The 22,302-nt window shown below is 61.6% G+C and carries 24 protein-coding genes and 1 pseudogene; 13 read left to right on the top strand and 12 right to left on the bottom strand.

Annotation, left to right across the window (positions count from 1 at the left end):
- The first annotated feature begins 45 nt into the window (after window positions 1–45).
- The 6 genes from AF71_RS00950 to otsA all read left to right on the top strand — a co-directional run bounded on the left by AF71_RS00950 (window position 46) and on the right by otsA (window position 7,286).
- The gene (locus AF71_RS00950) at window positions 46–957 is read left to right on the top strand and encodes a pirin family protein (protein ID WP_169679279.1); all 912 of its coding nucleotides are present in this window, start codon (window positions 46–48) and stop codon (window positions 955–957) included.
- 449 nt (window positions 958–1,406) lie between these two features.
- Window positions 1,407–2,084, top strand: coding sequence for a FadR/GntR family transcriptional regulator (locus tag AF71_RS00955; RefSeq protein WP_018116802.1), 678 nt, complete (start codon window positions 1,407–1,409; stop codon window positions 2,082–2,084).
- On the top strand, window positions 2,081–3,373 hold the full coding sequence (locus tag AF71_RS00960) for an MFS transporter (protein ID WP_169679281.1): 1,293 nt from the start codon (window positions 2,081–2,083) through the stop codon (window positions 3,371–3,373). The genes AF71_RS00955 and AF71_RS00960 overlap by 4 nt, the downstream gene beginning before the upstream one ends.
- Before the next feature lie 147 nt (window positions 3,374–3,520).
- Window positions 3,521–4,984 (top strand): carboxypeptidase, encoded by a 1,464-nt coding sequence (locus AF71_RS00965; protein ID WP_192304089.1) that lies wholly within the window; start codon window positions 3,521–3,523, stop codon window positions 4,982–4,984.
- Between the two features lie 89 nt (window positions 4,985–5,073).
- Window positions 5,074–5,868, top strand: a complete 795-nt coding sequence (gene otsB / locus AF71_RS00970; RefSeq protein ID WP_169679284.1) for a trehalose-phosphatase — start codon at window positions 5,074–5,076, stop codon at window positions 5,866–5,868.
- Window positions 5,869–5,909: 41 nt separating this feature from the next.
- A complete protein-coding gene (otsA, locus tag AF71_RS00975; protein ID WP_018116806.1) occupies window positions 5,910–7,286 on the top strand; it encodes an alpha,alpha-trehalose-phosphate synthase (UDP-forming) in 1,377 nt (458 codons plus the stop codon).
- A gap of 8 nt (window positions 7,287–7,294) precedes the next feature.
- Here otsA and AF71_RS00980 read toward each other — a convergent pair whose 3' ends face one another.
- A complete protein-coding gene (locus AF71_RS00980; RefSeq protein ID WP_169679287.1) occupies window positions 7,295–8,197 on the bottom strand; it encodes a LysR family transcriptional regulator in 903 nt (300 codons plus the stop codon).
- A gap of 182 nt (window positions 8,198–8,379) precedes the next feature.
- Here AF71_RS00980 and betC point away from each other — a divergent pair, with 182 nt between their 5' ends.
- Together betC and AF71_RS00990 are read left to right on the top strand one after the other, a co-directional pair.
- Window positions 8,380–9,894: a choline-sulfatase gene (gene betC, locus AF71_RS00985; RefSeq protein WP_018855161.1), complete on the top strand. Its 1,515-nt coding sequence runs from the start codon at window positions 8,380–8,382 to the stop codon at window positions 9,892–9,894.
- A gap of 54 nt (window positions 9,895–9,948) precedes the next feature.
- On the top strand, window positions 9,949–10,158 hold the full coding sequence (locus AF71_RS00990) for a TOBE domain-containing protein (protein ID WP_018855162.1): 210 nt from the start codon (window positions 9,949–9,951) through the stop codon (window positions 10,156–10,158).
- 3 nt (window positions 10,159–10,161) lie between these two features.
- Here AF71_RS00990 and tsaA read toward each other — a convergent pair whose 3' ends face one another.
- On the bottom strand, window positions 10,162–10,683 hold the full coding sequence (gene tsaA, locus AF71_RS00995) for a tRNA (N6-threonylcarbamoyladenosine(37)-N6)-methyltransferase TrmO (RefSeq protein WP_169679289.1): 522 nt from the start codon (window positions 10,681–10,683) through the stop codon (window positions 10,162–10,164).
- A 54-nt stretch (window positions 10,684–10,737) separates the two neighbouring features.
- Complete coding sequence (locus AF71_RS01000; protein ID WP_018116811.1) at window positions 10,738–12,321, bottom strand: peptide chain release factor 3; 1,584 nt, start codon at window positions 12,319–12,321, stop codon at window positions 10,738–10,740.
- 90 nt (window positions 12,322–12,411) lie between these two features.
- On the opposite strand from AF71_RS01000, the gene dut reads away from it, so the two are divergent.
- Both dut and AF71_RS01010 read left to right on the top strand, forming a co-directional pair.
- Window positions 12,412–12,882, top strand: coding sequence for a dUTP diphosphatase (gene dut, locus AF71_RS01005; protein ID WP_018855164.1), 471 nt, complete (start codon window positions 12,412–12,414; stop codon window positions 12,880–12,882).
- Window positions 12,879–13,781, top strand: a complete 903-nt coding sequence (locus AF71_RS01010) for a GNAT family N-acetyltransferase (RefSeq protein ID WP_169679292.1) — start codon at window positions 12,879–12,881, stop codon at window positions 13,779–13,781. Before dut ends, AF71_RS01010 begins: the two co-directional genes overlap by 4 nt.
- 1 nt (window position 13,782) lies before the next feature.
- On the opposite strand, the gene AF71_RS01015 is transcribed toward AF71_RS01010, so the two are convergent.
- Complete coding sequence (locus AF71_RS01015; RefSeq protein WP_192303932.1) at window positions 13,783–14,253, bottom strand: Lrp/AsnC family transcriptional regulator; 471 nt, start codon at window positions 14,251–14,253, stop codon at window positions 13,783–13,785.
- Between the two features lie 103 nt (window positions 14,254–14,356).
- On the opposite strand from AF71_RS01015, the gene AF71_RS01020 reads away from it, so the two are divergent.
- A complete protein-coding gene (locus AF71_RS01020; RefSeq protein ID WP_169679296.1) occupies window positions 14,357–15,253 on the top strand; it encodes a DMT family transporter in 897 nt (298 codons plus the stop codon).
- Between the two features lie 32 nt (window positions 15,254–15,285).
- Here AF71_RS01020 and AF71_RS01025 read toward each other — a convergent pair whose 3' ends face one another.
- Window positions 15,286–15,804: a DNA starvation/stationary phase protection protein gene (locus tag AF71_RS01025; RefSeq protein WP_018855168.1), complete on the bottom strand. Its 519-nt coding sequence runs from the start codon at window positions 15,802–15,804 to the stop codon at window positions 15,286–15,288.
- A gap of 205 nt (window positions 15,805–16,009) precedes the next feature.
- Here AF71_RS01025 and AF71_RS01030 point away from each other — a divergent pair, with 205 nt between their 5' ends.
- A complete protein-coding gene (locus AF71_RS01030) occupies window positions 16,010–16,627 on the top strand; it encodes a LysE family translocator (RefSeq protein WP_018116817.1) in 618 nt (205 codons plus the stop codon).
- A gap of 132 nt (window positions 16,628–16,759) precedes the next feature.
- Window positions 16,760–17,722, top strand: coding sequence for a cysteine synthase A (cysK, locus tag AF71_RS01035; protein ID WP_018116818.1), 963 nt, complete (start codon window positions 16,760–16,762; stop codon window positions 17,720–17,722).
- Here cysK and AF71_RS31440 read toward each other — a convergent pair.
- The 7 genes and pseudogenes from AF71_RS31440 to AF71_RS01055 all read right to left on the bottom strand — a co-directional run bounded on the left by AF71_RS31440 (window position 17,719) and on the right by AF71_RS01055 (window position 22,302).
- Window positions 17,719–17,919 (bottom strand): hypothetical protein, encoded by a 201-nt coding sequence (locus AF71_RS31440; protein ID WP_246733552.1) that lies wholly within the window; start codon window positions 17,917–17,919, stop codon window positions 17,719–17,721. The genes cysK and AF71_RS31440 overlap by 4 nt on opposite strands.
- Window positions 17,849–18,322 carry an ATP-binding protein gene (locus tag AF71_RS31445; RefSeq protein ID WP_348644099.1) on the bottom strand — a complete coding sequence of 158 codons (474 nt, stop codon included), beginning with the start codon at window positions 18,320–18,322 and terminating at the stop codon, window positions 17,849–17,851. The genes AF71_RS31440 and AF71_RS31445 overlap by 71 nt, the downstream gene beginning before the upstream one ends.
- A pseudogene (locus tag AF71_RS31450) lies at window positions 18,205–18,735 on the bottom strand (ATP-binding protein). The gene AF71_RS31445 and the pseudogene AF71_RS31450 overlap by 118 nt, the downstream one beginning before the upstream one ends.
- 142 nt (window positions 18,736–18,877) lie before the next feature.
- On the bottom strand, window positions 18,878–19,285 hold the full coding sequence (locus AF71_RS31455) for a magnesium chelatase domain-containing protein (protein WP_246733553.1): 408 nt from the start codon (window positions 19,283–19,285) through the stop codon (window positions 18,878–18,880).
- 266 nt (window positions 19,286–19,551) lie between these two features.
- A complete protein-coding gene (gene gshB, locus AF71_RS01045) occupies window positions 19,552–20,499 on the bottom strand; it encodes a glutathione synthase (protein WP_018855176.1) in 948 nt (315 codons plus the stop codon).
- 96 nt (window positions 20,500–20,595) lie between these two features.
- Window positions 20,596–21,105 carry a cupin domain-containing protein gene (locus AF71_RS01050; RefSeq protein WP_018116824.1) on the bottom strand — a complete coding sequence of 170 codons (510 nt, stop codon included), beginning with the start codon at window positions 21,103–21,105 and terminating at the stop codon, window positions 20,596–20,598.
- A gap of 99 nt (window positions 21,106–21,204) precedes the next feature.
- Window positions 21,205–22,302 carry a sn-glycerol-3-phosphate import ATP-binding protein UgpC gene (locus tag AF71_RS01055; protein WP_169679299.1) on the bottom strand — a complete coding sequence of 366 codons (1,098 nt, stop codon included), beginning with the start codon at window positions 22,300–22,302 and terminating at the stop codon, window positions 21,205–21,207.

Here is a 22,302-nt window from a genome sequence, read left to right on the forward strand (position 1 = left end):
AGGCGGCTATAGTCCCGGGCAAGTTGAACCCTTCGAGAGGATGCCATGTCGATCCGTCCCGTAAAGCATATGAGCACCGCAACTCCGACGATGGAGGGCGCCGGCGTGAAGCTGCATCGCGTCTTCGGCTTCGGGGATCCGTCAATGACCGACCCGTTCCTTATGATGGACGATTTCCGCAATGACAATCCGGCCGAATACATCCGTGGCTTTCCCTGGCATCCGCATCGCGGCATCGAGACGATCACGTACGTGCTCGCCGGCACGGTCGAGCACGGCGACAGCCTCGGCAATCGCGGCCTGCTCGGCGCCGGCGACATCCAGTGGATGACGGCCGGCAGCGGCATCATGCACCAGGAAATGCCGAAGGGCGATTTCGCCGGACGGATGCACGGCTTCCAGCTGTGGGCCAACCTGCCCTCGTCGCTAAAGATGACGGCGCCACGCTATCAGGACGTCAAATCAGCCGACATTCCTGTCGTGGTCGACGACGACGGCACTGCCGTACGCGTTATCTGCGGCAACTTTTGGGGAAAGGCGGGCCCGGTTGACGGCGTGGCTGCCGAACCGATCTATCTCGACGTCTCGGTGCCGCCGGGCAAGAAGAAGCGCCTGCCCGTCGACACCTATCGCAACGCCTTTGCCTATATCTTCGTTGGCTCCGGAACGTTCCGCGACGCCTCCAAGCCGTTTGGCGTCCGCGTCGAGAAGGAGGTCAACGGGGAGGAGTTGAACATTCGCGATATGTCCGGCAACCGCACGCTCGTCGTCTTCGACAGCGGTGATGAAGTGACCGTGCAGGCCGGCGACGAAGGCATCCGCTTTCTGCTCGTTTCGGGCAAGCCAATCGAGGAGCCGGTCGCCTGGCATGGGCCGATCGTCATGAACTCGCGAGAGGAGATCATGCAGGCGATGCGGGAACTGCAGAACGGCACCTTCATCAAGGCCGCACATTGAGCCGGCTTATCCACAGGCGCTACCACTAAATCTGTATATCGCCACAACGAAACAACATTTCATTGTAAACGTTGGCGTATTCCCGACAGCGAGGAAATGAAATCGGGCATTCCTGAAGATGTGGCAGCGACTCGGCCGAGGTTTTTTCTTGCATCGCGGACGAATCATCCTACCTTCTTTCCATCGACAACAGAACGAAAGGAAGGTGATCCAATGTCTAATGAGATTTCAGACCTCGTAAAAGGCATGGAAGTGGTGATGAAAGCGAGGCAGCCCTCGCTCTAAGCCCCACCTTCCTAGGATCGCTTTGACGGTCCGGCCATTTACAGGCCAGAACTCATGGAAAGGGTCGCCTCGAGCGGCCCTTTTCATTTTCCATCACAGGATTGACGACGCCCACGATCTTGGCGTATTCGTAAAGTCATCAAATGACTTTACGAATACCGACGATGCAACCACTCGCAAAAACGAAGCTTGCCGACACGGCCATCGAGGCAATCCGCGCCGAGATATTGGGTAAGCGTTGGGCCGTTGGGGAAAAACTGCCCAACGAGGCAACGCTGTCGTCCATGCTCTCCGTCAGCCGCGGCACCATACGGGAAGCCGTCCGCGTGCTGGTGTCGCAGGGCCTTCTCGAAACCAGGCAGGGCTCCGGAACCTACGTGCTGTCTACCACCGATACGAGGCTGCCGCTCACCATGGCGCGTCGTGCCGGTCTGCGTGATCTCTTCGAGGCCCGGTGTGCACTCGATGTCGAGGCGGCGCGGCTGGCCGCGGTACGACAAACTCCGCAAACCATTGCGGAATTGAGGGCGCTTCTCGCCAAGCGGGGCAATTTCGAAGGCGGCGACAAAAGCGGCTTCGTCGAACGCGACCTTGCCTTCCACCAAGCCGTCATTGCGGCTTCCGGCAACCGCGCGATGGTTGAGATCTATCAGTTCTTCTCCGCCTCGATCGCCGAAACCATCGCGGCGACTTTGGACAATGAGATTCCCGAGCCTGATCTGCAGGCGCATGCCGACATCATCGACGCGATCGCCACCGGCGATCCGCAACAGGCCGACGCGGCCGTTCGCCGCTTCATGGCTCCCATCATCAGCGCTCTCGACCGGATGCTCCATTCATGACCACCCCCCTTCAGGACTCCGCGGAGGTCTACGACCTCGCGGACGAGCAACTTATCGATGCCGAAGCCGATAGCGTTCCCCAACCACAACCCCCAGTGGGCAGCAGTGCAGCGGCACGCTTCCTTCTCGGGGTTAGTCTCGTCCTGATCGCCTTCAATCTGCGGCCGGTCTTCTCCAGCGCCTCCGCGCTGCTGCCCGAAATCACGACGGAACTCGGCCTCTCGTCGCTCGGCGCCAGCTTGCTGACCACCCTGCCCGTCGTCTGCCTCGGTGCTTTTTCGCCAGTGGCGCCGCGGCTTGCCCAACGAATCGGAGCAGAGCGTACGCTTCTGGGGGTACTCATCCTGCTGGCCCTCGGGACAGCGCTCCGGGGCCTTTCATCCGTTCCGCTACTGTTTATCGGCACCGCGCTCGCCGGCGCTTCCATTGCTGTCGGCAACGTGCTGCTGCCTGGCTTGGTCAAGCGTGACTTTGCCGATCGCGCCGCGCTGATGACCGGCTTCTACACGATGGCGCTCTGCGCGGGCGCGGCAAGTGCTGCGGGCTTCACGTTGCCGCTCGAGCACGTTCTCGGCGACTCGCTCTCCAGCGCACTGGCCGCCTGGGGGCTGCCCGCGCTGATCGTCGGGATCATCTGGTTGCCGCAAGTGCTGTCCACCAAGAGCCAGGTCAAGCGCAGCGGCTTTTCCGTCCAAGGACTCTGGCGAGACCGGCTGGCATGGCAGGTCACGCTCTTCATGGGCCTGCAGTCTGCTCTGGCTTATTGCGTATTCGGCTGGCTCGTTCCCATCCTGCGCGAGCGCGGCGTTGACGGTGTCACCGCGGGAGCGATCGTTTCGGTATCGGTGATGGTTCAGGCCGCGGCTTGCCTTGTAGCTCCGCAGATCGCCGTGAGGGGCAAGGATCAGCGACTGATCAACGCGTCGCTCTGTGCCGTCGCCGTCGTCGCCTTGCTCGGCCTACTGTTTGCGCCGCTCTCGACGATCTGGGTCTGGGCCGTGCTGCAGGGCATCGGCCAGGGCGGCCTGATCGCCGTCGCCATGACGACAATCGTGCTGCGCTCCCGCGATCCGCATGTGGCGGCCCATCTTTCCGGCATGGCGCAATGCGTGGGCTACCTGCTTGCGGCGATTGGCCCGCTGGTCGTCGGGCTCATCCGCGGCTGGACCGGCAGCTTTGCGTGGTCGGCCGTGCTTTTCGTCGCGCTTGGCGCCGGGGCTGCGATCAACGGCTGGAACGCCGGCCGCGCGGAATATGTGAATGCGCAGACGATCGAAAAAATGGACTAACGCCCCCCTCACCATCTGTTGATTTCTCCCGCCAGACGGCGATGTTTAGGTTACGCCTCCAATACCGCTTCCGTCGGAGGACAAGTTTTGCGTTTCCTATCCGCCATCCTGCTTGCAACAGCCTTGCTGGCGCCACTCGCACCCGCCATGTCGCAGGAGGGTCGAGGCGAACCTGCCACACGGGCCTCATCGAGCGACGGCGTACTGAAGCTGCTGCCGGAGGACTCGGTCACCCAACACGCACTGAAGATCGGCGACCGGACGCTCGACTATGTGGCCACGGCCGGAACGCTTGATCTCTTCGCGCAAGACGGCACCAAAACAGGCGCTATATTCTACACGGCCTATGTCGCCAAGAAAGGCGCCCCCGACCGCCCGCTGACCTTTGCCTTCAATGGCGGCCCCGGTGCGGCGTCGGCATTCCTGCATCTCGGCCTGATGGGGCCGCGTATCCTGGACTTCGGCCCGAAAGGCGACGATGGGGCCGACGCGAAGTTGGTCGACAACCCGCACACCTGGCTCGACTTTACTGATCTTGTTTTCATCGATCCGATCGGAACTGGCTGGAGCCGGACCGCCAAGGCCGACGACGCCTCCAAATACTACAACGTCAATTCCGACGCAGAGAGCATCGCGAAGGCGATCGCTCTTTATGTCACTCACAACAATCGATCCGGTTCGCCCAAGTATCTTCTCGGCGAGAGCTATGGCGGCTTTCGCGCCGCCAAGGTGGCCGGCGCCCTGAAGGACAGCCAGGGCATTATCGTCTCGGGCGCGATCATGCTTTCGCCGCTGCTCGAGGGGCAACTGATGTTCAATGCTGATCAGTTTGCGCTCGGCGCGGCACTCGAATTCCCCTCGCTTGCAGCAGCGCACATGGACAGACGCAGCGCTTTCGATGAAGGGCAACAGCGCGATGCGGAGAAATTTGCGCTTGGCGACTATCTCACGACACTCGCCGGCCCGACGCCAACAGGCGAAGCCGCTAAGGCCTTTTACGAGAAAATTGCCGGCATGACCGGGATCCCCTCAGATGTCGTTGAGAAGAACCGTGGCTTCCTCGGAAATGCTTACGCCAAGCAATCAGAAGGGCAGGACGGGCGCGTTGTCAGCCCTTACGACGCGGCGTTCTCGACGCCCGATCCTTATCCGGAATCAGACTCCGATCGCGGCGACGACGCCATCCTCGACGGCTTCACCCGTGCCTATGGCGGGGCCTTCGCCGACTATGCGCGCAGTGAACTCGGATTCAAGACCGAGATGACCTATTCGCTGCTCGACAGCGATATCAATCGCAAGTGGGAATGGGGCGGGCGTGGCGGCGGTTCCATGCGGCAGGCGAGCGTTACCGACGATATCCGCCAGCTTCTCGCCTCCAATCCGAAATTCCGCCTGCTGATCGCCCATGGCTATAGCGATCTCGTGACGCCCTATGGGGTGAGCCGCTATGTTGTCGACCACCTGCCGGCGTCGCTTGCCGGCGAGCGCGTGGCGCTGAAGGTTTATCGTGGCGGCCACATGTTCTATACGCGGGCCGACCAGCGCGCTGCCTTCACCGCCGGGGCCAGGGCCTTCTTCGCCGGACGTTCCGCTGCAATGCCGGCTGAATGAACTGGTATCCAACGCGAAAACCTGAGATTTTCTCGCGTTTTACGCCAAAATGGGTTGCCTTCGGCCGATGCCGACATAGGTAAGTCACCATGTCATACCCCAGTAAGCCATTTCCTGCCACGATGCCGCAACCGGCCTCGGGGCAGACGGAATTGCTGAGCGCCCTTTCGTCCTCCCCTCAAGACTGCGCTCTTTTTCTCGATATCGATGGGACGGTGCTTGACCTGGCCGAGATGCCGGACGCGATTGTCGTGCCGCCGTCTTTGCCGGCGGCGCTTGACGCGGTCTCGCGAAAGCTTGGCGGTGCGCTTGCCTTGGTAACAGGGCGAGCGCTTGCCTATGCCGACGCGCTGTTTGCGCCATTTCGTTTTCCGATCGCCGGCTTACACGGCGCCGAACTCCGTCGACCGGACGGCAGCGTCGCGAAAGCCGAGACCACTGGCGCATTCGAAGCGATGAAAGCGGATCTTCGCAGGGCGGCTGAAAGCCTGGACGGTGTCATCGTGGAAGACAAAGGCGCCGCCGTTGCCGCTCACTATCGCCTTGTGCCGCAGAGGCAGGCAGAGGTGGAGCCGATCATGGAGGCGATGCTGTCCAAGGTAGGGCCCGACTGGACCTTGCAGCGCGGCAAGATGGTTCTCGAAATCCGACCGGCCAGCGCCGACAAAGGTCAGGCCATAGAGGCGTTTCTTTCGATGCCGCCATTTGCCGGCAGGCGTCCGATTACCATCGGTGACGACGTCACGGATGAGGCGATGTTCCGTGTCGCCAATCGCCAGGGCGGCCTCTCCGTTCGGGTCGGCTCGCCCTCCGACACCACCGCCGCCTTGACGCTGCCTTCGGCGTCGGCGGTGCGGGAACTGATCGCGCAGCTCGCCGTTTGATCCCAAGCACCACGTGCTGCCCTCCCAGGAAAGGAATTTTCGTGTCCCGTCTCGTCATCGTTTCCAATCGCGTGCCAGCTCCCGTGAAGGAGGGCGCAGCCTCGGCCGGCGGACTGGCGGTGGCGCTGAAGGCGGCGCTAGAAGAACGCGGCGGTATCTGGATGGGTTGGTCCGGCAAGTCGAGCGAAAACAACGAGCCCGGCCCGCTCTCCCTGACGGAGGAAGGCAAGATCACCTATGCACTGACCGATCTCACCGGCAAGGACGTCGAGGAATACTACTTCGGCTTCGCCAATCGCGTGCTTTGGCCGATCTGTCACTATCGGCTGGACCTTGCGGAATACGGCCGCAAGGAGATGGCGGGATATTTCCGCGTCAATCGCTTCTTCGCGCATCGGCTGGCGCCGTTGCTAAAGCCTGACGACATCATCTGGGTACATGACTACCATCTGATTCCGCTGGCCGCGGAATTGCGGCAGATGGGCTTCAAGAACCGCATTGGCTTTTTCCTGCACATTCCCTGGCCGCCCGCCGATGTGCTCTACACCATGCCGGTTCACGAGGAGATCATGCACGGACTTGCGGCCTACGATCTTGTCGGCTTCCAGACGGACCACGATCTGGAGAACTTCGCCGGCTGCCTTCGCCGCGAGGATATGGGCGATGCCATCGGCGACGGCCGCTTCACGGCGAATGGTAAGGTCTTCAAGGGCGGAGCCTACGGCATCAGCATCGAGACGGCCGCCTTTGCCGAGTTCGCCAAGAGGGCCGGCAGCCATCACATGGTGCAGAGGGCGCGGCAGAGCATCAAGGACCGCGACCTGATCATCGGCGTCGATCGGCTGGATTACTCCAAGGGCATCACGCAGCGGCTGGATGCCTTCGAGCGCTTCGTCGTCAACAATCCGGCCCACCAGCGCAAGGTCACCTATCTCCAGATCACCCCGAAATCGCGGTCGGAGGTGCCGGAATACGAACAGATGCAACGCACCGTCGCGGAGCAGGCAGGCCGCGTCAACGGTGCCTTGGGAACCGTGGACTGGGTGCCGGTCCGCTATATCAACCGCTCCGTCAGCCGCCCAATCCTCGCCGGTCTCTATCGGCTCGCCAAAGTCGGACTGGTCACGCCGCTTCGCGACGGCATGAACCTCGTGGCAAAGGAATATGTCGCAGCGCAGGACCCGGAAGATCCCGGCGTTCTGGTGCTCTCCCGCTTTGCAGGCGCGGCGCGCGAATTGAAGAGCGGCGCGCTGCTGGTCAATCCCTATGATATCGAAGGAACGGCCAACGCGCTGGCGCGCGCCCTGAACATGCCGATGGAAGAGCGCCGCGAGCGCTGGCAGCGGATGATGGACTATCTGCTTGAGCACGACGTGTCGCGCTGGTGCGACGACTTCCTCAATGACCTGGCTGCCTGAGCGCGAGTTCAGACGATTCCCGCCTCTGCCATAAGCCATGCCGTGAGCAGATCGCTTTGAGCGTCGAGTGTTCGCGGCGGCAACAGCCAGTAACCCCGGTCCGTCGCCTCCAGCGTCGGGCCTGCGGTTCTCAGCATCCCCGACGCGAGCAGCGGGTCGACGAGGCCCATCCATCCGATGGCAACGCCCTGCTCACCGATAGCGGCCTGCACGACCAGAGAGTATGTGTTGAAGCTCAGATCGCCCTGCCCCGCGTTAGGATTGCGACTGACCCCGAGTTGCGCGAAGTACCGCCGCCAATCGAACCAAGGCGAAGGCTCCGGCGCATCGAGATGGATCAGGCGTGCGCGGGCAAGGTCAGCCGGCGTGACGATAGCGCCATGGCGATCAAGGAAGCCCTGCGTACAGACGGGCGTGACCCTTTCCGGCAAGAGCAGAACGGCCTGGCGCTCGAACTCCGCGCGCGTACCAAAGACAACGGCAACATCGCCGTCATCAGAGCGGCCGCCCTGCACTCGCTGCGTCGCGACAATCTGAATATCGACGTTCGGGTAAAGGGCGCGGAACGCATGCATGCGCGGAATCAGCCATAGCGCGGAAAACGCATAATCCGTGCGCAACCGGATGATCGGCCGATCTGCTTCGTTGGCGAATCGCCGCGCCAGTTCATCGATGTCGCTGACACTCTTTGCCACGACATCGAGGAGACGCTGGCCTTCCGGCGTCAACTCCACTCCCCGATGCTGCCGCTTCAACAGGCTGACGCCGAGTTGCTCCTCCAAACGACGGATCTGATAGCTCACGGCCGGCTGAGTCAGGCCAAGAACACTTGCCGCCGCCGACAGGCTCCCAGTCTTGCCAATTTCCGCGAAGATGCGCATCCACCCAAGATCGAGACGACGGCTTTCCATAAAAATTCCTTAGAGGAGACGTCAAAAAATGCCTACTTCACAGGTCATGCGATATTGATAATCAATAAATCAAACAGATGGCAAACGTGAGGGGCTCTCGAACTCTAAGCAGTCGATGCCAACTAGAAGACCTCCGCAGACGCGGCTAAGTTCCCGCTCTCGCAAACTGAAGGACGATACGCATGGCGCGCCCGAATATTCTCATTCTGATGGTCGATCAGTTCAATGGCACGCTGTTTCCAGACGGACCGGCTGATTTTCTTCACGCGCCTCATCTGAAGGCCCTGGCAGCGCGTTCGGTGCGCTTCGCCAACACCTATACGGCAAGTCCGCTTTGCGCCCCGGCACGGGCATCCTTCATGTCCGGGCAGTTGCCGAGCCGGACTCGCGTTTATGACAATGCCGCCGAGTTTGCGTCCGATATCCCGACCTTCGCGCACCACCTGCGGGCGGCGGGCTATCATACCGCCCTGTCGGGAAAGATGCATTTCGTCGGCCCCGACCAGCTGCATGGCTTCGAGGAACGTCTGACGACCGACATCTATCCCGCCGATTTCGGCTGGACGCCTGACTACACCAAGCCCGGCGAGCGCATCGACTGGTGGTACCACAATCTCGGCTCGGTGACGGGTGCCGGCGTTGCAGAAATCACCAATCAGATGGAGTATGATGACGAGGTCGCCTACAACGCGACCCGCAAGCTCTACGACCTCTCGCGCCGTCACGACGACCGCCCCTGGTGCCTGACGGTGAGCTTCACGCATCCGCACGACCCCTATGTCGCGCGCCGCAAGTACTGGGACCTCTACGAGAATTCCCCAGCGCTGGATCCTGAGGTCGGCACAATTCCGTTCGACGAGCAGGATCCGCACTCGCAGCGTCTGTTGAAAGCCTGTGACTATGATGCCTTCGACATCACGCCGGAACAGATCCGGCGCGCGCGACAGGGCTACTTCGCCAGTATCTCCTACATCGACGACAAGATCGGCGAGATCCTTGACGTGCTCGAGCGCGGGCGGATGGCGGACAATACGATCGTTCTGTTCGTTTCCGACCACGGCGACATGCTTGGCGACCGCGGCCTCTGGTTCAAGATGTGCTTTTTCGACGGTTCATCGCGGGTGCCTCTGACGATCGCGGCGCTGGGCTGGACACCGGCCTCTATCCGGCAGCCTGTCTCGACGCTTGATGTGACCCCGACGCTGGCGGCACTGGCGGGCATCGACATTGCCAAGCTGGCGCCATGGACGGATGGCGAGGACCTGACGCCACTTGCAACAGGCACTGGCGGTCGTGGCCCGGTGCCCATGGAGTATGCCGCGGAAGGGTCGGAAGCGCCGCTCGTCTGCCTGCGGGATGGCCGCTTCAAGCTGACGCTCTGCGACAAGGACCCGCCGATGCTATTTGATCTGGAGGCGGACCCGAAAGAGCTGATCAACCTCGCCGGCGATACCGGGTATGCCGACGTCCTGGCGAAGCTCACAGCCCTGGCCGAGAAACGCTGGAACCTGCAGAATTTCGATGCCGCCGTGCGCGAAAGCCAGGCACGCCGCTGGGTGGTCTACGAAGCGTTGCGGAATGGGGCGTACTACCCTTGGGACTACCAGCCACTGCAGAAGGCGTCAGAGCGTTACATGCGCAACCACATGGATCTGAACGTACTGGAGGAAAGCCAGCGCTACCCGCGCGGCGAGTAAATTGCAGCAGCACACCTCAGCCACCACACTCCGCACGCAAAACAGGAGGCGTCGATGCAGATCAGTGCACGCAATCGCTTGAAGGGAAAGATCGTCGAGGTGAAGAAGGGTGCGACCACGGCGCACGTCCGGATCGATATCGGCGGCGGCTCCATCGTCACGGCCTCAATCACCAACGAAGCGGTCGATGAACTCGGGCTTGCCGCAGGCGGCGACGCCTATGCGGTCATCAAGGCCTCTGATGTCATGATCGCCGTCGACTGACCGTCAGGCTTTCCTGCAATAATGTGCTACGTCGTCGCCGGTCTGGAAATCGCCAGGCTGCGGCGGCGCGATCGGCTTGAACAGCGTGCGATCGGGCTTCAGATCGAGAAGCGGAGTCCCATCCAGGCAATCCATCCCCCGCACCAGCAAGACGCCGTCTTCGACCCCTTCCAGCTTGACGATCGAGGTACCGATCGGATTTGGCCGCACCGGCGAGCGAAGCGAAAACGTGCCATGGACTTTTCCGCTATTGGCGGGGCTTTGCAGAACAAGATCGCGCCGCGCCCGATCCAGCCAATAAAGTATTTCCAGCCGCTCGAAGGCTTCCACGCCCCTGAGAGCCTGTCTCCAAGGCTCGAATATCTCGATTTTGCAGAGCGGACCGTCGTGCCGCCCCTGGCGCGGTGTCTCCATGCGCGAGGTCCAGGGCGTCGAGATACGCCCGATGAACACTAGGCCAGCGTCGGTCGCCGGGGGCACTTCAACCGCGACCTCATTTTCCCTGATTTCATTCTCGCAACCCATGAACCGCTCCCTTTCGGAACGGCATCATGGCAGATCGTTGCATCCAATCCAATATCACGCCGCCTTGACGGCGTGATATTCCTTGAGGGCGGCCATCTTGATCGCCGGATAGCGCTCGGCCTCGTAACGCAGCGAGAAGCTGTCCTGCGCCAGGAACACCGGATCATGATCCAGATCCCGCGCGATATCGCCGCGACGCGCGGTGATGAACTTTTCGAGCTCCGCCGGCTGATCGGCCGAAATCCAGCGGCAGACGGAAAAGCGCGACATTTCAAAGGAAACCGGCAGGCCATATTCGGCCATCAGGCGCTCCTTCAGAACATCGAGCTGCAGGGCGCCGACAACGCCAACGATAGCCGGCGAACCATCTTCCGGCGAAAACAGCTGGACGACGCCTTCTTCAGCCATCTGTTGCAGCGCTTCCTTGAGCTTCTTCGCCTTCATGGCGTCTTCCAGACGTACGCGGCGCAGGATTTCCGGCGAGAAGTTCGGCACGCCCTGGAACACCAGCGACTCTCCTTCCGTCAGCGTATCGCCGATGCGCAGCGTGCCGTGGTTGGGAATGCCGACGACGTCGCCGGCGTAGGCCGTATCGGCCAGCTGGCGCTGCGAGGCGAAGAAGAACTGCGGCGCGGTGAGACCGAGCTGTTTGCCGGTACGCGACAGGCGAGCCTTCATGCCGCGCTCGAGCTTGCCGGAGCAGATGCGGGCAAAGGCGATGCGGTCGCGATGGTTCGGGTCCATGTTGGCCTGGATCTTGAAGACGAAGGCGGTCATCTTGTTGTCGGTCGCCTGCACGGTGCGGATATCGGCCACCTGGTCGCGCGGCGGCGGCGCAAACTCGCCGAGCGCGTCAATGAGGTCGCGAACGCCGAAATTGCGCAGCGCCGAACCAAAGAAAACCGGCGTCAGATGGCCTTCGAGGAAGGCCTTCTTGTCGAAGGGTTTGCAGGCCTCGATCGCCAGCGTCGTCTCCTCGACGAACGCGTCGCGCTCGTTTTCCGGCAAGCGATGGGCAACCATCTCTGGATCGGTGACCTTCGTCATGATCTCCTGCGTGTCGGCACCGCGCACCTCGTTCGTTGCGAGGTGATAGGAGCCGCAGAAGGTCTTCGACCGTCCGATCGGCCACGTCACCGGCGCGCAATCGAGCGCCAGCTTTTCCTCGACTTCATCCAGGATTTCGAACGGGTCGCGGCTTTCGCGGTCCATCTTGTTGATGAAGGTGATGATCGGAATGTCGCGCATGCGGCAGACTTCGAACAGCTTCAGCGTCCGCGGCTCGATACCTTTGGCGGCGTCTATCACCATGACCGCGGCATCGACGGCCGTCAGCGTGCGATAGGTGTCGTCGGCGAAGTCTTCGTGGCCGGGCGTATCGAGAATGTTGAAGACATTGTCCTTGTACTCGAACGTCATGACCGAGGTGACGACGGAAATGCCGCGCTCACGCTCGATCTTCATCCAGTCGGAGCGCGTCTGCATGCGATCCTTCTTTGCCTTGACTTCGCCGGCAAGCTGGATGGCGCCGCCGAACAGCAGCAGTTTTTCGGTGAGCGTGGTCTTACCCGCGTCCGGGTGCGCGATAATAGCGAATGTGCGGCGGCGGGAGACCGCCTCGGCGAGACTTTCGGCCATGATGTGAATCCTGTGGAATTGCGGCGTATCTAGCGATTAAAGCCCGTCATTGCAATTGACCTTGGCGCATCGGGCGCAAACTAATGCCCCATGACAATCCATACCGATACGCGCCCGACACTCAACATCATCCGCCTCGCCAATGGCCAGGGCCTCGATCTGCCCACTTACGAAAGCAAGGGGGCGGCCGGCATGGACCTGCGCGCCGCCGTTGATGCCGACGCGCCGACCATTCTACAGCCTGGCAAGCGTGCGCTGGTGCCGACGGGCTTCGTCTTCGAAATTCCGGAAGGATTCGAGGGCCAGGTACGCCCGCGCTCCGGCCTTGCCTTCAAGCACGGCCTCACCTGCCTCAATACGCCGGGAACGATCGACAGCGACTATCGCGGCGAGGTAAAAGTCCTGTTGATCAATCTCGGCGAAGAGCCGTTTGAGATCACAAGGGGCATGCGCATCGCGCAGATGGTGATTGCGCCGGCAATCCAGGCCCATATCTGCGAAATCTCCGAGGCGAGTGCCACGGCGCGCGGCGCTGGTGGCTTCGGCTCGACCGGCGTATGACCTCCAAGGGTATCGATCATTCCGGCCTGACCTTCCGCCGAGACTATTTCGGCGACCTCAAGGCCTGGCAGGCACTGGTCGATCTCCTGAAGGACACATTCGCTATCGATATCGGACCGTTGCAGCAAATGGGCGGGCCGGACCCGAGCAGCATGCCCTTCGGCTGGTTTGACGGCGATGGCCTGCTTGCCGCCAATCTTTCGGCCTTTGCAATGCCGCTTGTTATCAACGGTCGACCGCTGAATGCTGCCGCCTTCCAGTCCGGTGCGGTTCGCCCGCCTTGGCGTGGGCGCGGCTTGTATCGCGACCTGACCCAAAAGGCGCTCGCCTGGTGCGAGGAGAAGGGTTTCGAAGCCATCGTGCTCTACACCGACAAGCCGGCGCTCTATGGACCTTACGGCTTTCGCGTGCTGCCGCTGCACGCTTATTCCGGCAAGGCACCGACGGTACCGAAAGCACAGAGGTCGGCCCGGCGTCTCAATCCGCGAGAAACGGCAGACCTGAAGATGTTAAGCGCCGCCTTGAAGACGCGTCAGCCGGTCTCGGACGTGCTCGCCGTTTGCGAGAGCGCCGCGATGTTTCTGATCAACACCCAGCTCGATCCTGGCGTCAGGATCAGCTGGCTGGAACGGGAACGGGTCGCAGTTGCATGGAAGATGGACGCGCCGCGACATGTCATGCTGCTCGACGTCGTCGGCGGCAGTATCCCGTCGCTCGCGACGATCATTGGTGCACTCGACGTCGAGGCTGAGATCGTCGATGTGCTGTTTTGCCCGGAAAAGCTTGACTGGAGTGGACAGGCGAAGCCTCTTGAGAGCCACACGCGTCTGATGATCCGAGCGCCCGGCACCATCGCCTTCGATCGACCAGCCATGCTCTCGCCGATGGCCGACTTCTGAGCTACCGCTCGCGCGAAAGCGGAGGCAGACGCCGCTTGACCGGCGATGCCTTGACCATCGAGGTGCTTGTTTCGGCCTTCTCCGCAACCTTGTCGAGGATCGTGTCGAGCTGCGGCATCGAGCGGACGACGAGCCGGGCAATGAAACAGTCATCTCCCGTCACCTTGTCGCATTCCACGAACTGAGGCGTCTCCTGGATGATCCGCTGAACGACATGCAATTGCCCGGGCAGCGGCCGAACGCGCACGATCGCCTGCAGCGGATATCCAAGCGCGGCCGGGTCGATGTCGATCGTGAAGGCGGCGATGATCCCGCGCTCTTCCAGGCGGCGGAGGCGTTCAGCGGCACTGGGCGAGGACAGCCCGGCAGCCTGGGCCAGTTCCTTCAACGAGATGCGGGCGTTCTCCGCCAACGCCTCCAGGATCTTCTGGTCGACATCGTCGATCACATTATCATTAGGCAAAACAGACATTATCCCTCACAATGACAGGAAAGATCCGCAACCAACCTAATGCAAACTATATAATGCAGCGCACTGCCGCAATAGTCTTCATCCATCGAGATGGAGAGATGTGATGCAGAGCGAAATCCGCGCCGGCACGACCCAAATGACCGCCGCAATGCTGATATCGGGGACAATCGGTTGGTTCGTGGTGATGTCCGGCCAGCCGGTGAGCGGCGTGGTGTTCTGGCGCTGCCTCTTTGGCGCGATCAGCCTGCTTGTCGTATGCGCGGCAATGGGGCTGCTGCGACCGGGCGTCATCAGCCTGAAATCGGCAGGCATCGCTGTCCTCGGCGGCGTGGCCATCGTGCTCAACTGGTTGCTGCTCTTTGCATCCTACGGCCACGCATCGATTTCGATCGCGACGACCGTCTACAACACGCAGCCTTTCATGCTGCTTGCGCTGGGCGCCCTGTTCCTCGGCGAAAAGATCACCGCCGCAAAGCTGTTTTGGCTGACGCTGGCCTTTGCCGGCATGGCGGCCATCGTCGAGGCCAAGCCGGCCGCGGCGGGTGGCCATGAGGGATATGGCCTCGGTATCCTGCTGGCGCTCGGTGCCGCCTTTTTCTACGCTCTCGCGGCGATCGCGGCAAAATGGCTCAAAGGAACGCCGCCGCATCTTATCGCGCTGATCCAGGTGGTGACCGGTGTGCTGATGTTGCTGCCGACGGTGAATTTTTCTGAGCTGCCCACAAATGGCCAGTCATGGTCGATCCTGATTACCCTGGGTGTCGTGCATACCGGTCTGATGTATGTGCTGCTTTATGGCGCGATCCAGAAGCTGCCGATCCATCTGATCGGAGCGCTGTCATTCATCTATCCGATTGCGGCGATCCTGGTGGACCGTTTGGCCTTCGGACACGCCTTGCAGCCGCTGCAGCTCGTCGGCGCTGCCGTCATTCTGGTCGCTGCGGCCGGAATGAACCTTGGTTGGACGCCCGCGCAGCTGTTGCGTACGCGGGCGGGCTGATGATTTAGAGCCTTTCAGGTTTAAAGGACCGGCTACTTCTGCTGCCGGGTCGTTTCGAACAGGAACCAGGTGCGGCGCTCAGCCTCGTCGATCCAGACCTCCAGCAGGCTTGTCGTCGCGAAATCATTATGCTCTGAGCAGACATCGTGCGTCTCGCGCAACAGCGAGACCAGCTGCTTGTTGTCATCACGCAGTTCCGCCAGCATGTCCTCAGGCGTGACGTAGTCTGCATCGTTGTCGTTGATGCGTTGCAGGCGGCCGATATGGCCGATCGAGCGCAGTGTCGTGCCGCCGATTTTGCGGGCGCGCTCGGCGATCGCATCGGTGGTGGCGAAGATCTGCTCGGCCTGCTCGTCGAGCATCAGGTGATAGTCGCGAAAATGCGGCCCCGACATGTGCCAGTGGAAATTCTTGGTCTTCATGTAGAGCGCAAAGACATCCGCCAGCAGCGCCGCCAGGGCGGCCGAAATATCCTGAATGGCATTGCTTTTCAGGTCGGTGGGGGTGGCGAGCGGGGCGAGTTTGCGCTTTTCGGCGGCAGTGGGGCTCATCAGTGTCTCCTTTGGCGAGCGGCGGGTGGCAGGTGTCGGCGCGGTGGGGGATGCAGGCTCCACCAGCCATAATCACCGCCTTGGAACTAGAACCGCGACAGGCAGCGTCAATAGCGACAAGCGACCGCAGCATGATGACAGAACGACGCTCCTTGAATGGAGCGAGCCGCAGGCGTAGAAGGCGGCTGAAGCAGGAGTCCACATCATGTCATTCACCGCCCTTTTAGCTTATGCTGCGGCGCTGTTCATCGCGGCGGCAATTCCGGGACCGGGCATCACGGCGATCGTCGCGCGCGCGCTCGGTTCGAATTTTCGCGAGACGTTTTTCATGGGCCTCGGCCTCGTGCTGGGCGACATGACCTATCTGACTGCCGTCATCCTCGGGCTCGCCTTCGTGGCACAGACCTTCACCGAGGTCTTCATCGTCATCAAGGTCGCCGGTGCGCTCTATCTCTGCTACATCGCCTACAAGCTATGGACCGCCGGGCTGCTGCCCCAGGACATCGCGGCCAAGAAGGCAAGCAGTGCCGGCATGAGCTTCCTGTCCGGACTGCTGGTCACGCTCGGCAACCCCAAGACCATGCTTTTCTACGTCGCCCTGGTGCCGACGCTGATTAATATCAACAGCGTCGGACCTCGCGAATACTGCACCCTCCTGGCAACCACCTTCGTCGTCCTGCTCGTGGTTCTGGTGCCCTATATGCTGCTGGCGTCGCGGGCGCGCATCATGCTCAAGCAGCCCCGCGCGCTGCAGGCGCTGAACAAGACAGCGGCAGGCATTCTGGCCGGTACGGCAGCCTTTATCGCCACCCGTACGGCGTGAAAAATTCAACCGGCAAAGTTCGGTTCTTAAAGGTTTTTTTCTCAAAGGATGGCCTCAAGCGGGTGAAGCCAGACTGGTTTCCATGCGCCTTTGACCCTATTCTCTCCGCACATTTCACCCAGGGAGAGCCTAATGTCGAAGAAACCTGGCCGCGGCCGCATCTATTCCTCGATCACCGAAACTATTGGCGATACACCGATCGTGCGGCTCGACAAGCTCGCCAAGGCGAAAGGCGTAAAGGCGAACCTGCTGGCCAAACTTGAGTTCTTCAATCCGATCGCGTCCGTAAAGGACCGCATCGGCGTCGCGATGATCGAGTCTCTGGAATCGCAGGGCAAGATTTCGCCCGGCAAGACGACCCTCATCGAGCCGACATCGGGCAATACCGGGATTGCGCTGGCTTTCGCCGCTGCGGCGAAGGGATACAAGCTGATCCTGACCATGCCGGAAACCATGTCCGTCGAGCGCCGCAAGATGCTGGCGCTGCTTGGCGCCGAGCTCGTGCTGACGGAAGGTCCGAAGGGCATGAAGGGTGCGATCGCCAAGGCTGAGGAACTGGCTGCGACGCTCCCGGATGCAATTATCCCGCAGCAATTCGAAAACCCGGCCAACCCGGAAATCCACCGCCGCACGACGGCCGAGGAGATCTGGAATGATACCGACGGTACGGTCGACATCCTGGTTTCCGGCATCGGCACAGGCGGTACCATTACGGGCGCCGGTCAGGTGCTGAAGTCGAAGAAGCCCGGCATCAAGGTGGTCGCCGTCGAGCCGACAGAATCTCCGGTCCTTTCCGGCGGCCAGCCGGGACCGCACAAGATCCAGGGCATCGGCGCAGGCTTCGCGCCGGCAATCCTCGACACCCATATCTACGACGAGATCGTTACGGTAAGCGGCCCCGAGGCGCTGGAACTTGCCCGCGAAGTCGCCAGGCTCGAAGGTGTGCCCGTTGGCATCTCCTCCGGCGCAGCACTGGCCGCTGCTATCCAAGTCGGCCAACGAGACGAGAATGCTGGGAAGAATATAGTTGTGATCATTCCGTCCTTTGCCGAGCGCTATCTCTCGACCGCGCTGTTCGATGGCCTTGGAAGCTAGGCAACGCCTTTTCTGCAGCATCTGGGGCGCCTCGGCGCCCCTTTCTGTTCAGGCAGCCGTGCTTGGCCGCTCACCGGCGATGCGATAGGAAATTGCCTCGGCGAGTGAATGCGGGCCACCGTCTCGTTACCGTCGAGACCCGCGAGAGTGCGCGCCACCTTCAGCACACGATGGTAGCCCCGCGCCGAAAACCTCATTTTCTCGGCCGCGTCGCGGAGCAATTGCAGGCCGGCAGGTTCGGGCGCGGCGTAATTTCTCGATCATGGCGGTTGAGCAGCGAGCGTTGGTGCCGACGCCTCCAAGCCCGGCCGCCTCAAAACGGCTACGCTGGATATCGCGGTCACGGCCGACGCGGCAGGCGACATCCGCGCTCCTTTCAGCCGGCATCGGCCGGATGAGATCGACAGCGGAAACGGCGAGCACATCGATGCGGATGTCGATACGATCCATCAGCGGACCTGATATGCGCGCTTGATAATCCGTCATGCAGCGCGGGCCGCGGGCGCGCCGGCCATGCCGCAGCGGCACGGATTCATGGCCGCAACCAGCTGGATGCTGGCGGGGTAAGCCACGCGATGATTGGCGCGTGCGATGATGCACTCGCCCGTTTCCAGAGGTTGGCGAAGGGCATCCAGCGCCTGCGGCGAAAACTCCGGGAACTCATCGAGAAACAATACGCCATGGCGGGCAAGCGACGCCTCGCCGGGCTTCGCTCGAAGACCACCTCCGACCAGTGCCGCCATGTTGCCGAATGATGGGGGTCCGGAAGGGGCGTCGATCCGAAAGCTTTCCGCCGGACAATTGTCCGGCCACCGAATGGATCATCGAGATTCGAGCAGTTCGGCAGCCGAAAGCGATGGCAAAATCGAGGGCAGCCGAGCGGCGAGCATCGATTTTCCCGAGCTGGGAGGACCGACCATCAGCAGATTGTGGCCACCAGCCGCAGCCACCTCGAGCGCCCACTTGGCACTCTCCTGCCCTTTGATATCGGCTAGATCAGGCAGGTTCGCCATATTCGCGCGGATCCCCGGTTCCGGACGGGCGGAACCTGGGTGCCACAAAAGTGATTGGCAAGCGCGATGAGGCTGCGCGGCGCGAGGATGTCGATATCGGGACCGGCCCAGGCTGCCTCCGCACCGCTCTCGGCCGGACAGATCAAGCCCTTGCCGATCGCGTTGGCGCCAATGGCCGCCGGCAGTGCCCCCCGGCAACGGGAGCGATCGTGCCGTCGAGATTGAGCTCGCCGATAACCACGTAGCCGGAGAGCTCGTCCGCGGGGATCGCGCCGAGAGCGGCCATCAAGCCGAGGGCAATCGGCAGATCGAAGTGGGAGCCCCCTTTCGGCAAGTCGGCCGGTGCCAGATTGACGGTAATCTTCTTGGCTGGCAGAGCCAGGCCGGAGGCGTGCAATGCCGCGTGAACGCGCTCTCGACTTTCGGCAACGGCCTTGTCCGGAACCCCAACGATCTGGGTCACGACCCGCCCGGGCGCGACCATGACCTGAACTTCGACCGGAACACCCTCAATGCCCTGAAATGCAACCGTGCTGACGCGTGCGACCATGCCCCAATCCCCTGTGCCGCAACCCACTACACTACAGTTTAACGACGTATCATTGTCGACAATTGCAATCTTTCATAGAAAACAGAATGGAACAAGAACAATAAAAGAACGAATTCAAGCCTGCGCTGTAGTCAAGTTGTGGTTGGTTGCACTAGCAGAACAAAGTAAGGAAACGCCCGGATCGATGCCAATCCGGGCGCTCACAAACTCATTATAATTTTGCGGAAGAGCTCTCCTCACCGCGCATGAGGCGGCGAACCCAAGCGCTAGGCGCGCTTGCGCTCAATCGCGTCCCAAAGAAGGGCTGAGATGTCGGCGCCGCCAAATTTGCGGACCTCCCGAATGCCCGTCGGCGACGTGACGTTGATCTCCGTCATGTAGTCGCCGATGACATCGATGCCGACAAAGAGGAAACCGCGTTCCTTGAGCGCAGGGCCGATACGCTTGCAGATTTCGATTTCGCGGGCCGTCAGGTCAGTCGCCTCGGCGCGGCCGCCGACATGCATGTTGGAACGGCTGTCGTGCTCGGCGGGGACGCGATTGATGGCGCCGACCGGCTCGCCGTCGACGAGCAGGATGCGCTTGTCGCCCTTGCGGACATCCGGGAGATATTGCTGCGCGATGAAGGGCTCGCGGAACAGCTGACCGAACATTTCGAGCAGCGACGACAGGTTGCGGTCGTCCCTGGTCGAATGGAAAACGCCGGCGCCGCCATTGCCGTAGAGCGGCTTCAGGATGATGTCGCCCATCTCGTCCCTGAACCGGCGAATTTCGGCCGCGTCCTTGGTGATCAGCGTCTTCGGCATCAGATCTGCAAATTCGGTGACGAAAATCTTCTCGGGCGAATTCCGGACCCACGCCGGGTCGTTGACGACGAGCGTCTTCGGGTGGATTCGCTCCAACAGGTGCGTCGAGGTGATATAGGCCATGTCGAACGGCGGGTCCTGGCGCAGCAGGATCACATCCATCGTCGACAGATCCACGCGTTCCGGCGCCCCCAGCTCGAAGTGATCGCCCTTGACGTCGCGCAGCACCATCGGCTCCACGGTGGCGTACAGATTGCCATCCCTGAAGCTCAGGCGCTCAGGCGTGTAATGGAAGAGCTTGTAGCCACGGGTCTGGGCTTCCAGGCTCATCGCAAAGGTGGAATCGCCTGCAATATTGATGCCGGCAACATGGTCCATCTGGACCGCTACATTCTTGATCTTGGCCATTTCCGTCCCTTAGCTGATGCCGGACAGATGTAGGCTGCAGATGCCTTGAAAGCAACGCCAATCAATGGCGTCCGGGGCGACGAGCGGGCGAATTCCTCAGGCCGCGATGCCGCTCTTCGGCGCCTCGCCGCGCAACAGGCTGCGAAGCCGGTAGACAAGCGCGACCGGCTTCGGAAACGGCTTTCTCAGGAATGCGACCTTGCGCACATAATTGTCGACGCGCCAGCAGGCCCAGGTGCCCGCCGCGAAGAACGCAACGTCGCCAGCCTCCAGCGTCCGCTCCGTGCCATCCTCGGCAACAATATGGACGCCGCCTTCAAGGATCATCACCGTTTCGTCCCAGTAGAAGTGCCAGCGGAATTCGCCGGCTGTGCAATCCCAGATCGCCGTATATGCCGCATCATCATTGCTGCGCGAATGCTCGCCGGTGCGGGCCTGCGGCTCGCCGCTGATGATCCAGTCCGGGTTGATGGGCGTCGCGTGCATGACGAAGTTATCCCCGGACTTCGCCACGAAGGTCTTTGCTGCCGGTTGCGGAAGACTCGGAAAGGGCACCACTCGTGCGGCCATCGCGACCACGCTCGCCAGCATCACATGAATACCCATGAGCAACCCCCGCTGCTATCCAGTTCTTGTCGGGATAGCAGAGAGTCGTAAAGGCACCGTACAGGCGGTCGGTACAATTTGAATGATCAGCCCAAGGCGTCAGGCGATTTCCGTTTTCATCTGGACGACCTGCGGAGACACGGTATCGCCGATGCGCTTCCCCGTTTCCTGATTGAAGAAATGCAGCTTCTCGGTAGCCACCACCAGGCGCAACTCCGACTTCAGCTCTGTCTCAGGGGACAGGACTGCCGTCAATGATTGGTCGCCCAGATTTCCATGCACGAGACGCTGGGAACCAAGCTCTTCCACATAGTCTACCGCAACGGTCATGGCATGTTCGCCGGGACCGGCAAGGCGGAGGTCCTCGGCGCGAATGCCGACGGTGACCGGCCCCGATGTAGGAGCAAGCCCCGCAAGGTCGATCATGCTTGGCCCCAATGCGAGCTTGTCGCCATGCAGTTCGCCCTTGAGCAGGTTCATGGCCGGCGAGCCGATAAAGCTCGCGACGAAGGTCGAGGCCGGGGTGTGGTAGACCTCGAGCGGCGCGCCGATCTGCTCGATCTCGCCGCCGTTCAGAACCACCAGGCGATCGGCCAGCGTCATGGCTTCCAGCTGGTCGTGGGTAACGTAGATCGAGGTGGTGCCGAGCCGGCGTTGCAGGCGCTTGATCTCGCCGCGCATCGAGACGCGCAGCTTGGCGTCGAGGTTGGACAAGGGCTCGTCGAACAGGAAGGCCGCCGGCTTGCGCACGATCGCGCGGCCCATGGCAACGCGCTGACGCTGGCCGCCGGACAAGGCGCGCGGCTTGCGCTCGAGGTATGCTTCGAGTTGCAGCATGCGCGCGGCTTCCGCGACGCGGGCGTCGATCTCGGCCTTCGGCGTCTTGCGATTGCGCAGGCCGTAAGCAAGGTTTTCATAGACCGACATATGCGGATAAAGCGCGTAGTTCTGGAAGACCATGGCAATGTCGCGCTCGGCCGGATCGATCTTGTTGACGACGCGATTGCCGATCTTCACGTCACCCTTGGAGATCTCCTCCAGTCCCGCGACCATACGAAGCAGAGTGGATTTTCCGCAGCCGGAGGGGCCGACGAGGACGATGAACTCGCCGTCCTTGATGTCGATGCTCACGGATTTCACCGCATGCACGTCCCCGGTATAGATCTTGGAGACCTGATTGATTTCGATGGCGGCCAT

This window comes from Rhizobium sp. 57MFTsu3.2, from assembly GCF_012932765.1.
Taxonomy (GTDB): Bacteria; Pseudomonadota; Alphaproteobacteria; order Rhizobiales; family Rhizobiaceae; genus Rhizobium; species Rhizobium altiplani.

What these genes read in the sequence shown, in the direction of transcription:
- AF71_RS00955 (WP_018116802.1), top strand. Translation starts at nt 1,407, where the DNA reads ATGCAACCACTCGCAAAAACGAAGCTTGCCGACACGGCCATCGAGGCA.
- otsB (WP_169679284.1), top strand. Translation starts at nt 5,074, where the DNA reads ATGTCATACCCCAGTAAGCCATTTCCTGCCACGATGCCGCAACCGGCC.
- gshB (WP_018855176.1), bottom strand. Translation starts at nt 20,499, where the DNA reads ATGGCCAAGATCAAGAATGTAGCGGTCCAGATGGACCATGTTGCCGGC.
- AF71_RS00950 (WP_169679279.1), top strand. Translation starts at nt 46, where the DNA reads ATGTCGATCCGTCCCGTAAAGCATATGAGCACCGCAACTCCGACGATG.
- AF71_RS01030 (WP_018116817.1), top strand. Translation starts at nt 16,010, where the DNA reads ATGTCATTCACCGCCCTTTTAGCTTATGCTGCGGCGCTGTTCATCGCG.
- dut (WP_018855164.1), top strand. Translation starts at nt 12,412, where the DNA reads ATGACAATCCATACCGATACGCGCCCGACACTCAACATCATCCGCCTC.
- AF71_RS01050 (WP_018116824.1), bottom strand. Translation starts at nt 21,105, where the DNA reads ATGGGTATTCATGTGATGCTGGCGAGCGTGGTCGCGATGGCCGCACGA.
- AF71_RS01010 (WP_169679292.1), top strand. Translation starts at nt 12,879, where the DNA reads ATGACCTCCAAGGGTATCGATCATTCCGGCCTGACCTTCCGCCGAGAC.
- AF71_RS01025 (WP_018855168.1), bottom strand. Translation starts at nt 15,804, where the DNA reads ATGAGCCCCACTGCCGCCGAAAAGCGCAAACTCGCCCCGCTCGCCACC.
- cysK (WP_018116818.1), top strand. Translation starts at nt 16,760, where the DNA reads ATGTCGAAGAAACCTGGCCGCGGCCGCATCTATTCCTCGATCACCGAA.
- AF71_RS01055 (WP_169679299.1), bottom strand. Translation starts at nt 22,302, where the DNA reads ATGGCCGCCATCGAAATCAATCAGGTCTCCAAGATCTATACCGGGGAC.
- AF71_RS00960 (WP_169679281.1), top strand. Translation starts at nt 2,081, where the DNA reads ATGACCACCCCCCTTCAGGACTCCGCGGAGGTCTACGACCTCGCGGAC.
- betC (WP_018855161.1), top strand. Translation starts at nt 8,380, where the DNA reads ATGGCGCGCCCGAATATTCTCATTCTGATGGTCGATCAGTTCAATGGC.
- AF71_RS31455 (WP_246733553.1), bottom strand. Translation starts at nt 19,285, where the DNA reads ATGGTCGCACGCGTCAGCACGGTTGCATTTCAGGGCATTGAGGGTGTT.
- AF71_RS00990 (WP_018855162.1), top strand. Translation starts at nt 9,949, where the DNA reads ATGCAGATCAGTGCACGCAATCGCTTGAAGGGAAAGATCGTCGAGGTG.
- AF71_RS00965 (WP_192304089.1), top strand. Translation starts at nt 3,521, where the DNA reads ATGTCGCAGGAGGGTCGAGGCGAACCTGCCACACGGGCCTCATCGAGC.
- AF71_RS01020 (WP_169679296.1), top strand. Translation starts at nt 14,357, where the DNA reads ATGCAGAGCGAAATCCGCGCCGGCACGACCCAAATGACCGCCGCAATG.
- AF71_RS00980 (WP_169679287.1), bottom strand. Translation starts at nt 8,197, where the DNA reads ATGGAAAGCCGTCGTCTCGATCTTGGGTGGATGCGCATCTTCGCGGAA.
- AF71_RS01015 (WP_192303932.1), bottom strand. Translation starts at nt 14,253, where the DNA reads ATGTCTGTTTTGCCTAATGATAATGTGATCGACGATGTCGACCAGAAG.
- AF71_RS01000 (WP_018116811.1), bottom strand. Translation starts at nt 12,321, where the DNA reads ATGGCCGAAAGTCTCGCCGAGGCGGTCTCCCGCCGCCGCACATTCGCT.
- AF71_RS31440 (WP_246733552.1), bottom strand. Translation starts at nt 17,919, where the DNA reads ATGAGGTTTTCGGCGCGGGGCTACCATCGTGTGCTGAAGGTGGCGCGC.
- tsaA (WP_169679289.1), bottom strand. Translation starts at nt 10,683, where the DNA reads ATGGGTTGCGAGAATGAAATCAGGGAAAATGAGGTCGCGGTTGAAGTG.